This is a genomic window from Pseudooceanicola marinus (genome assembly GCF_020177265.1).
GTDB lineage: Bacteria > Pseudomonadota > Alphaproteobacteria > Rhodobacterales > Rhodobacteraceae > Pseudooceanicola > Pseudooceanicola marinus_A.
The window spans coordinates 508,236-518,278 of the sequence record NZ_JAIVMC010000003.1; the positions used below are offsets into that span (position 1 = coordinate 508,236).

8 protein-coding genes are annotated in these 10,043 nt (G+C 62.4%); 2 read left to right on the forward strand and 6 right to left on the reverse strand.

All coding sequences use genetic code 11. The annotated features are described in order from the left end of the window. Nucleotides 1–136: 136 nt before the first annotated feature. The 5 genes from LC066_RS06985 to LC066_RS07005 form a co-directional block, all read right to left on the reverse strand. A complete protein-coding gene (locus LC066_RS06985; protein WP_224897483.1) occupies nucleotides 137–3,325 on the reverse strand; it encodes a helicase-related protein in 3,189 nt (1,062 codons plus the stop codon). Then, nucleotides 3,318–5,165 (reverse strand): phospholipase D family protein, encoded by a 1,848-nt coding sequence (locus LC066_RS06990; RefSeq protein ID WP_224897485.1) that lies wholly within the window; start codon nucleotides 5,163–5,165, stop codon nucleotides 3,318–3,320. The genes LC066_RS06985 and LC066_RS06990 overlap by 8 nt, the downstream gene beginning before the upstream one ends. Next, on the reverse strand, nucleotides 5,155–6,324 hold the full coding sequence (locus LC066_RS06995; RefSeq protein ID WP_224897487.1) for a DUF6361 family protein: 1,170 nt from the start codon (nucleotides 6,322–6,324) through the stop codon (nucleotides 5,155–5,157). Before LC066_RS06995 ends, LC066_RS06990 begins: the two co-directional genes overlap by 11 nt. Continuing rightward, nucleotides 6,324–7,163 carry a hypothetical protein gene (locus LC066_RS07000; protein WP_224897489.1) on the reverse strand — a complete coding sequence of 280 codons (840 nt, stop codon included), beginning with the start codon at nucleotides 7,161–7,163 and terminating at the stop codon, nucleotides 6,324–6,326. The genes LC066_RS06995 and LC066_RS07000 overlap by 1 nt, the downstream gene beginning before the upstream one ends. Nucleotides 7,164–7,232: 69 nt before the next feature. Further along, nucleotides 7,233–7,679 carry a hypothetical protein gene (locus LC066_RS07005; RefSeq protein ID WP_224897491.1) on the reverse strand — a complete coding sequence of 149 codons (447 nt, stop codon included), beginning with the start codon at nucleotides 7,677–7,679 and terminating at the stop codon, nucleotides 7,233–7,235. 529 nt (nucleotides 7,680–8,208) lie between these two features. Between LC066_RS07005 and LC066_RS07010 the strand changes: the two genes are divergently transcribed. Further along, nucleotides 8,209–8,493: a helix-turn-helix domain-containing protein gene (locus LC066_RS07010; RefSeq protein WP_224897493.1), complete on the forward strand. Its 285-nt coding sequence runs from the start codon at nucleotides 8,209–8,211 to the stop codon at nucleotides 8,491–8,493. Then, the gene (locus LC066_RS07015; RefSeq protein WP_224897495.1) at nucleotides 8,490–9,821 is read left to right on the forward strand and encodes a type II toxin-antitoxin system HipA family toxin; all 1,332 of its coding nucleotides are present in this window, start codon (nucleotides 8,490–8,492) and stop codon (nucleotides 9,819–9,821) included. The genes LC066_RS07010 and LC066_RS07015 overlap by 4 nt, the downstream gene beginning before the upstream one ends. A gap of 87 nt (nucleotides 9,822–9,908) precedes the next feature. Here LC066_RS07015 and LC066_RS07020 read toward each other — a convergent pair. Beyond that, on the reverse strand, nucleotides 9,909–10,043 hold a 135-nt coding region (locus LC066_RS07020), incomplete at its 5' end, for a transposase (protein WP_224897522.1).

The following is a 10,043-nucleotide window of genomic DNA, read 5'->3' on the forward strand; positions in this document are numbered from 1 at the left end:
GCCCGCCCAAATACAGAATGCAAGTTCTCGAGCCCATCCGCGCGCCAGTTTCTCGGGATGAGCTGTTCTGGGAAATGGGGCGCGCGGGTTCAGTGCAGTCTGTGCCGCAAAGCCCAAATGCGATCCCAAGCACTGTTCACACTGGCCTCAGGCTGATTTGGAGTTCGGAGAGGTCAATGTCCTCGCCGGACCTGTCCAGGCCTTCAAGGAACGAAATCAGATCGTCTTGGCGCGGCTGACCGAATGCCAGGCGATACAGCGCAACGGACCTTTTTAGCCACCCGAGAAGCGCAGCCTCGCGGCTGAAAGGGAGAGAGAGCGCGTAGCGTTCGATGCGCGTCGCGCCATCAAGCAGCCAGAACGGCTCCATCTCCCCCGGGCGGACGGCCTGATCCAGCGCTGCCCGGAACATGCTTCGCCATGGATCCATCAGAGGATCCCCGTTCCTGAGGGTGCTCTCGAATTTCGTTGCGAGGTTCAGCCTCACAGCATGGTTCTTGTATCGATGAACACGGCCTTCACGCTGCTCCAGATCCACAGGGTTCGTCGGCAGGTTCCAGTGCACCAGCCTGTGGCAGTAGGGGTGGAAATCCAGGCCCTCCTGTCCGACGGAAGTTGATGCAAGGACGAAGGGCCGGAACGGGGAGTTGAATGCGGTGCGAACCGTGTCGGTCCGCTGTGCCCCATCTTCCTGCGCCTGCTGCAACAGTCGCGTGGCAAATCGACCTCGCATCCGGATGGCGGTCGAGATATCTATGCGCTCACGCTTCGCGCGGTAGCGCTTGATCTCGATCTGTGCCGGTTTGAGTGAGAGAGCCTCGTCAATGGTTTGCGCAAGTCCGAAGACGGCCTGGGACGGGTCCGCGTCCATCAAACCTTCGGATTCCAGAAGCACGTGAACGTATTCGTCCATCACCGACTGCAGATCGTGGTCCACACAATGATGCAGGACCCACTGCCAATAGAAATCGCCAGTTTCGGCACGTAGCGCTGCCTGGCTTTCGGGCTGGTTGAAGAGACCGCGGAAGGCCATGCCGATCCGCGTGGCTGCGTTCAGCATGTCGGGGTGGTCGAGACGCAGATCGGGGGCCACGCGATGCAGGGCACGCAAGGCACAGGTCGCCGGACTGCCAAGGGCAAGGTCCGTCAGGTGGTCTGTGAGGGCCTGGCGGTCGGGCTGTCCGTGCAGGACTTCGGCATCCGCTGCCTCGAGGAGAGCGTTCAGATGGTCGTGCCAGCCGTCTTGCCCGTCGGCCCTGACCATGTCCGTCAGGATATCCCCCGACGAAAGCCATTCGGCGAATGAACTCGACCGGATATCGAGCGCCGCGGCGCAAGCCCAATCCCACGTCATGGCGCGTTCGGGATCCGGGTCACCCGTTCCGTCGTCGCCCTCGGATGGACGTAACTGGGATCCACCTCGCTGCACCGGGCGGAGGCGTGCTGCCAGGATGGACGCCGGATCCTGCAAGAGCTCGGAGGCGCGGGCCCGCATTGCGCCCGCGTCGGCCAGGGGACCATACGATCGAAAGATCTCGAGCGGATCGACCGCCGCCGCGAGGGTGGGAGACGGTATGACGAGGGGCAGGGCGCGCAGACCTGTCAGCCTGTCCTTGTTGCGTCGGAAATTGAGCAGTTGTGGATGGCGCGCCGTATAGCTCCGTCCGGTGCTCCCCATGCCCATTTCGCGCTCACTCTCGTAGGAGAGAAGCGCGGCGATCGCGTCCGGCACCATTGCCCATTGCGAAAAGATCAGCAGTTTGCTCGCAGTGATGCGCCGACCGAAATAGGGCATGCTGGGCGGCATCCAGAGGCGTTTCGCCATGCCGTCCCTGAAGGCGATGTCCTTGAGCGCCCGCATCCGGCCGTTGTTGTCCGGGATCGGGCGGTAGTTCTCGATGGCGTCGGTGTCGATCTGTGCGCTCTTTGCCTCCCGGATAGCTTTCAGCAGGGCGGTGCCCGGCGCGTCCTTGAGATGATCGAGGCGCTGGCCCAACTTGTAGTCCCGCAGGAAACTCAAAAGATATGGGGCCGATTTCCAGTATTCCACAGTGCCGGGCGCATCGGCGGCAGCCGCTACTCGCGCGACTGCGCGGGCTTCGATCAGGTCGGCGGGTTCCACGGTGACCGGAACATCCACGTCCCGCATCATGGCGTCCCGCTCGGCTGTCTCGGAGACACGTTCCGTTCGGGCGATGACGCTGCGCAAAGTGCCTTCGAGGTCGGACTTGATTTTGCGGGCGTCATCGAAGCTGCCTGGCAGTCCTTGCATGGCAAGACGGTAGCGACGCATCTCGCCTTCAAGCTCTTCACGCACCGAAGGGCCACGTTCTCCGAAAAGAAAACTCAGGACGTCGAGGAACTCACGGTAGTGATCGCCTGCATCCGCCTCGTCGTCACGCAGGGACAACATCCTGTAGGGGGTCGCAGAGAGCAGCAGGACTTTCGACTGGTTTCCATCGGGATCAACGGCATCGAACAGTTTGCGGGCCAGGTCGGCGGCCTCGCCTTTGCCATGCAGAAGCTCCGTGAACCTCTGGAACTCGTCCAAAACGATCAGATCCGGTTCCAGTGCCTCTGCGCTTTCCCGGGCCAGGATCGTGCGTAGCGTCATCACGCATCGATCGATTGCTTGCCGCACCTCCTTGTCGGAGTCACCATGCATGCGAAACCGGCCTATCAACTCTACCAGATGTTCGAGCACCTCCGGCTCTCTGTCCAGCGCTCCTCGGAAACGTCTTGCAATAGACTTCTCGATGTCCTGCTGGTTGACCCACTTCTGCGTGGACCTCCACCCCTTGGGTCCGGCCGGCCGCATGAACATCTTCCTGAGTGTCAGTTGATCCGGCTTTTCGAACCGGCTTCGGATCAGCCTGTAGATCAGGGCGCGTTCTTCCTGCCTGCCGCCACCCTGTTTCAGATCCAGCGAGGTCCCGGGTGTCAGGCTGAAGAAGTTAACGCCTTCGTGCTTGATGCCCCCGGACTTGGACAATTCCAAGCAGAGCATGGTCAGGCGTGTCGGTAGAACCCGCGTGCGTTCGCCGCCCATGACATTCAGACGGGCGACATTCTGTTTCGCGATGGCTCCGTTGGAACAGATGTAGACGATGTCGATCCGCGGAACGCTGTCCTGAAGCGCTTCGATGGTGCGCGCGATGACGCCGCGCGCGACCATGGTCTTGCCAAGGCCGACCTCGTCGGCGACCAGGAAGTGGCGAACCGCGTCGGGATCGGTCAGCAAACGTTTTGCGACATAGTCGACTGTCTTGCGCTGGAACGCCTTCAGCGGGCGCAGCGCATCATCGGCGCTGAAGCGGTCAGTCATGGCGGTTGTCCTCCGGCATGACCGCGCGAAAAGTCTCCCAGAGCTGGAGGAACTCTTCGGGGATGACCTCGCAGCGGTCCGTGTCGGGATCGCGCAGACGCGACACCAGTCGTTCGATGTCACGCAGCTGGCGACCGTCGCCGGACAGCGCGCGCACCATGTCCTCGAGGATCGGCGACTCCTGGCCTGTGCCGAACACGCCCGACAGGTCGCCGCCCTGACCGGCGGCAAACAGCGCTTTTGCGGCTTCGGATACGTCGCCCAGCAGGAGCCGGATGTAGCGCAGGAATGCGTCCCGGTTCTCGATCAAGGCACGCAGGATCTCGGACGTCCGCGCCTCGGGAAGATCGACCAACGAAGCGCCAAGGGTGAAATCCTGTTCCAGTCCGCTTTCCTTATCGCTTAGCCGGACGCCGATCCAGCGCGTCACGTCCCTGAGCGGCAATCGCGCCAGAGGGCGCTCCTGTTCATTCAATGAGGTAATATTGGTGCCATGGTCTGCTCCGGCGACAATGGGCCAGAGGCGCAAACCAATTCCTTCGGGGATTGCCACTTCCGTCTCCGCCGACAGGTGCAGGAGGATTTGACTGTTCTCGCACTCCTCGCAGCGCAGGGTCAGCGACGTGCTGGCCAGCAACCGGCGAAATTGCTCGAGGCGCTTTTCGGCGGCGTCTTCCTTTTCTGTATCGTCCGGCGTGTATGGGACATAGGTCCGCAGGAAGCGACCAAGGCGCTCCGGCGACATCTGGTCCTCGACCGTGCCAAGGTGCTTGCTGTATCCGGACAGGGTGGCAAAAACCTCAACGTTTTCGCCGCTGAGCAGAGCAGGCGACGTGGCATTGCCCGAGCCCATGGTGATTTCGGTGCTTGAATAGCGTTCCGTAATGAAGGCCTTGGCATGCAGTCCGCGGGCGGGGACCGGCCCCGGGGACGATTGCTCGCTTTCCTCGCCGTCCTCTGTCTCGGCCATTTCATCCAGAACGAACAGGTTTCCGAACAGGGACAGCGTCTCGGGCTCGAGCAGGGCCAGTTCCTCCGCCCGGCTGAGAAGGCAGGCGTTTTCTGGAGCGACGGCCTGGCACAGGGTCCTGAGAGCCCCGTCAGTCACGAAGGGCGAGATGACCCCGAGCCTGCGTCCGACCTGCGGCCTCCAAACCCGATCTGTCAGCCCGTTCACGGCAAAACCGATCTTGCGAACATGCTCGGGATGCTCCCATTCGGCGCAGGCAAGATCATCGACGAGTGACGCGACCATTTTCGCCACGTGATCGGGGGCAGGTCTGCCGACGGCAAGACCGGGCAGTGCCGCGATCAGATCGACCAGAGGCGCGTTCTGTTCGTGGCGCGTGTCGGCGATCCGGCCATCCAGAGACAACGACAGATCCCAGGAGGCATCCGTCGTCAGGTTGCGCGACAGCAGCGCCAGCCTGAGGCGCGATTGCCCATGTCCCCCGATTGGAGCAAAACGCAGAAGCCAGAGCTTCGGGTGAAAGGCGCCGCCGCGTGGTGCGGCAACTTCGGTCACGGTGTCTTCAAGAAGCGCCGTCAGGTGCCAGTTGTCGCCTTTCGGCACGGCCTTGATGCGGCCGGCCTCGCAGAAAATGGCGATCCGCGCGGACAGGCGTTCCAGGCCTTCAAGGAGGGCCAGCGGTGTATCGAGCGTCTCCTGCCGATTTTCGGCCGCGTGAAAGGCAAGGGTCGCAGGCACGACGAGCGCTGTCTCGAAGTCCAGCGTGTAGGTTGTCGCCACTGCTGCGTCGAGGTCGTATCCTGCCGGCGCGCGCAGGATCTCGGCATATAGCGCGCGATTTTCCGGATCGAGGGCGGCGTTATCCTGCATTGACCAAATCCCGGACGTGGTTCGAGACGACGGGCTTCCAGCGGAAATTCAGCGGGCTGGTCCCCGAGGCGCCGCGCCAGCGCATCAAGGCGCCGTCATTGCGAAACCGCGACTTCGGTCCCTTGAGACGGCTCTCCCGGTCCCGGACGAGGGCGCGCGCCGCACTGTGCCCCCTGACATCACTTTTGCTGTCCAGAACGAGATCGCGCCACGTCTCGATGAACCGGCGGCTGTGCGGTTTGACGTCATGAATGGTCCCCTGCGAGCGGACCCAGAGATCGGTCAGATCCCAGTCGTAAAATAACTCCTCGGGGGTCTCCTCTTTCCACGCATCAAGGCGCTCGGAATATGCTGCAACCCGCTCGTGCCAGGCAGTGCCTTCCGCGGTCTGCATGTCTGCCGCCTTTTCCGACAGCATGAGATTGTAGAGCAGGGAGGCTCCATGCATCAGGCGCGAGAGCCGCTCGGCATGATCGACAATTGCCTTAATGTCCCGGGGCCACTCTGCTCGCGCAGGATGTTGCCAGATCATGTCGCAATCGGCCGCGCTTTTCTGGCGGGACAGAAGCGTGAACAGACTGTGTGGCGCTTCCTGGGCAAGGCGATCGCGCAGGAACCCTGCTTCTTCCGAGGTCGGCTTGAAGTGTGCCGAGCTATCCGGCGCGGAAAGGAAATCCTCGGGAACAGGCGGCAGACCGGCGGCCCACAGCGCTACGGCATCGCCCGGCGTTGCCTCGAGGCATGCACCCCGGCTGCCCTGGAAACGACGGATGCCCAGGGTCAGCAGACCGGCCCAGTAGACGTCGCTCGGCATACGCTTGAGCTTTTCTCGCGCCGCGCTGCCGATGACGTTCTGTGTTTCGCCACCGCGGACGAGTGCCTCGATAAGACGGATTTCAAGCGCGCGAGCAAGCTCGCGTCTCGCGGCCGCCGTGCCTCTGTGCGCCCCTGCCATCTGGTAGATCCAAGGAACGAAGAGCATGTAGCGCAACCGTGTCTGGATCGTGGACGTTCCCGGAAACATAAGGTCAGACAATGCGTCACGCACCGAGCCGAGCCCCAGCTCGTCACGGCTGTCCTCCTGGCCGAACAGGTCCATGATCCGGCGGGCGCGATCCCGGTCGGCCTGGTCGAAGTCGATCCACGCGAGAAACGACATCAGACGGCCTCCTTGATCAGTGTTTCCGAAAGGCTCAGATTGCCTTCGCTCATCCAATATATGGCTATTCCGTTCAACGGCTTGTCGGGCCATTTGGCTCGGACCATGGCGGCGTAGGCGTGCAGCTGCGACCGGTAGCTTGCAAAGCGCGCGTCTGGGTCGGGGCAGGCCTCGCGCAGAGCCATTGGGTAGGCGGAGCTATCCGGGACCAGGAGACCGATTTCTCCCGGGTTATCCACGCGCCCCTCGTCCGGAATCGCCTGTGCTTGGGCTGCTGCGAACCCTGCCTCCTCGTTTGGGTCGCGCAGTCCATAGCAGGCAATAGAAGCAGCTGGCGCGACCGGATCAGAGCCTTTTTCGCAATGATCCTGCAAATGCCGCATTGCGCTGCCATCGGTGGCCTTGGCATGCGGTGAAGGTCGCTCTGAGTGACCGTGATGCGGGCGCAGGGGTTCCAGTGCGCTTTCGATCCGGCTCTGCAAAACATGGCACCAGGTATTCAAAGAACTGACCAAAGAATCGAGGGCCCGCCAAAGATCGTGCAAGGCGGTTACAGGTGATCGGGCGCGTCCTTCGGGCAGGTTTTCGAGCACGACGTTGGCGGGATCGAGGGACGGGGTGGCCTTGGCAAGTGCAAGCAGGCCCGTCTCGACGGTTTGGGCGGTCTCAGCGGGGGTAAAGATAACACTGTCAGACCAAGGTACTCCCGAGCCAAGGCGGTCACCGAGGTTCAGCTCCGGCCACCGCGGTGCCAGATAGACCTCTGCCAACAGATCCTCGGTGACGGGGCGCGAAGCACCGGTCGCCGGAGAGCGGGTTATCAGGGGATCGATGCGCATAATGACCCTTCTTGAAGAGCTAAAACGATTCCGCCACCGTGACGCCGTGGGGTGGCAAAGCTGACAGGGTTAGGGCAGAGCGGGGAAATCGGGGCGACGATGCGCCGCGACCACCTCCTGCACCTGGGGCGGGGATAGAAGCTCGACTTGGTCGCCCCTTTGATACAGATGCCAAATCACTTCCATGGAGCACGACGCGTTGAAGCGCAGGGTGAGCGCCCCGTCGCGCACTGCCCGCCGCGCAGCCATGTCCGGTGCGGCTAATTCGCTTTCGCGGATGCCTCGGGCCTGCAGCCAGCGTGGGGCTGTGCGGGGTAGGCGCCACCGTCGACGGCGATCCGGGGCATCCGCCACTTCGGCTTGAGGGAACGCGGCTTCCAACGCTCGGGGCATCCGTTGCGCTGTGCGACGGTCGCATCCGGATTCCTCGTTGATATCATGAAGTGAAACGCCCTCGAAACGCGCTGTGGCCATGTCGGCGATGCGAAGTAGGTTGGCGGCAATGCTGTAGGACATTTGTCTCCCCGACATCGGCGACAGCTTCTGTAAGCGTTCCCCGTTCCAATGACGTTGTCAACGAAACGAGAGGAGTTGAAGACGCTATCGTGCGGGCCCAGAAAAGGAACTAATATTTTTAATTCAGAGATTTGTCTTTTCTGGAAGAGCAGGCGGACACCTTCGTCCTACAAGGCCAGGAACCGGTCAACCCATGCGGCGCAAGCCAGATCACGTTCGTATTGACCCAGATCAGGAATGCCCCGCTTCCGCAGCGGGCATCGTAGCTCGACCAATTCGTCGTGCGATAGCAGGCGGGAGACGGCTTGCTTGTGCGGCCCGTTTGATCGCATGGCTTTACTAAGTGCATTCCAAGAATTCAGGCTTTTGAGATGGCGCCGGGCGGGATGACTGATACTGGTATTTTACCTTAATGGGTAAATTCTGCGTGTTAGTCCAGCTTTCAGGAGGTTTTTATCTTTAAGGGAAAATCTCTTGAGTTTTTGGTCTTCGCGACCTATACTTTACCTAATTCGATAAAGGTGGCGTGATGGCTCAGCAGTCAGAGACAGAGGTGCTCGTTCAGGTGGGATCTGCGATCCGCCGGACGCGCCAGGACAGCGGGTTGAACCTGCAGGAGCTTGCGCGCCTGTCGGGCATTTCCATCTCGGCTCTGTCGCTGATCGAGACCGGCAAGCGCGACCCGCGCCTGAGCACGCTCGATAAGATCGCGAAGTCCCTGAACACGAACGTTCGGTCGTTCTTCGGGGGCGCGGCGACGCCACGGCCTCAGGAAAGCTCTGCCGGGGGCTATGACCTAAGTGAGTTCGAGTGAGCGCGGGCGACGTCTACTTTTCCCGGTTGCAGGTCGGCCGGGTCTCTGTCGGGGCGGACGGCAGCTTGGGGTTTTCCTACGATCCGGACTGGCAAGCCACCCCGGGCGCCTTTCCGATCTCGCTCAGCATGCCCCTGGGCGATGACATCTACCCGTCACACGTCATATCTCCCTGGCTTGCCAACCTCCTACCCGAGGAAGAACAGCTTGATGTGCTGACCCGCTCCCTGGGGCGGTCGCGGGCGGATGTGCTCGGCCTGCTGTCCGAGATTGGCGGAGATACGGCCGGCGCCCTGTCCTTCGGGGAGCCGAGTGACCCGGCGGCCTGGCGATATGTGCCCCTGACGGAGTTCTACGACACCGGGGATCCGGATGAGGCGCTGGAGAAGCACTTCGAGGATCTCGAGCACAGGCCGTTCCTCGCCGGAGAAGAGGGCATCAGGCTGTCCCTCGCCGGTGGCCAGAAGAAGACCGCCCTGGCGGTTCTGGATTCGGAGGGGTGTCCGGTTCTGCGCTTGCCGGAGAAGGGAGACCAGCTGGCCCTGCCGCTGGCAGGCGCCCCGTCCACGATCATCCTCAAGCCCGACAATCCGCGCCTGCCCGGCATCACGGAGAACGAGGTCTACTGCCTGCGGCTGGCCGGGGCGATCGGTCTGCGAGCCGCGGAGGCAAGCATCGTCGCAACCGCGAAGCGCGCGGCCATCTGCGTGCTGCGCTACGATCGCCGTGTCACGCGATACGGGGGTATCCAGCGGATACACCAGGAGGATTTCGCACAGGCCAACAGCCTGCCGCCGGGTCGGAAGTACGAGCACGGGACGGTGCGGGGCCTGTCCCTGCAGGAGATCCTCGACACGGGACGGCGGCTTGGGCCGCGCAGTGCGCTGGATCTCCTGGACCAGGTGATCTTCAACATCCTGGTTGCGAACACCGATGCGCACGCGAAGAACTACTCACTGCTGTTGCCGCTCCGGGAGGGGCCGCGCCTGAGCCCGCTCTATGACGTCTCGACGGTCCTGGGCTGGCCAGCTGTCGTCCAGAAATATGCCCAGCATCTTGCCGGCAAGCGCAGGAAGCCGGGGGAGATGGCGGCTCGCCACTGGGAGATGATCGCCAGGACGTCAGGGTTTCGCCCTGCCGATGTGCAGGATCGGGTCCAGGAGCTCGTGGACCGGATGGTCGCGGCACGGGTGGGCGTAAAGCATGACGTGGCCTCGATCCCGGGCGCCTCGGACGGATATGTTGGTGAGGCGGCGGAGATGATCGAGCGGAATGCCCTGCGCATCGCGGGTCGCTTGCCGCGGCAACCAAGGAAAACCGGGTCCTGATATCCGTGGGCAATGACGCAGTCCTACTACAGAGTGTGGTGGAACTGATCTGCTCCCCTCAAAAATCCTCGGCATTAGGGTCAGGACTCATAGCCAGCAGATGACGAGGGCTGCGAGGGCGATGGCTGACAGGAAGACTTTCGGGCATCTGTCGTATCGGGTCGCCACACGCCGCCAATCCTTCAGCCTGCCGAACATGATCTCGATCCGATTGCGGCGTTT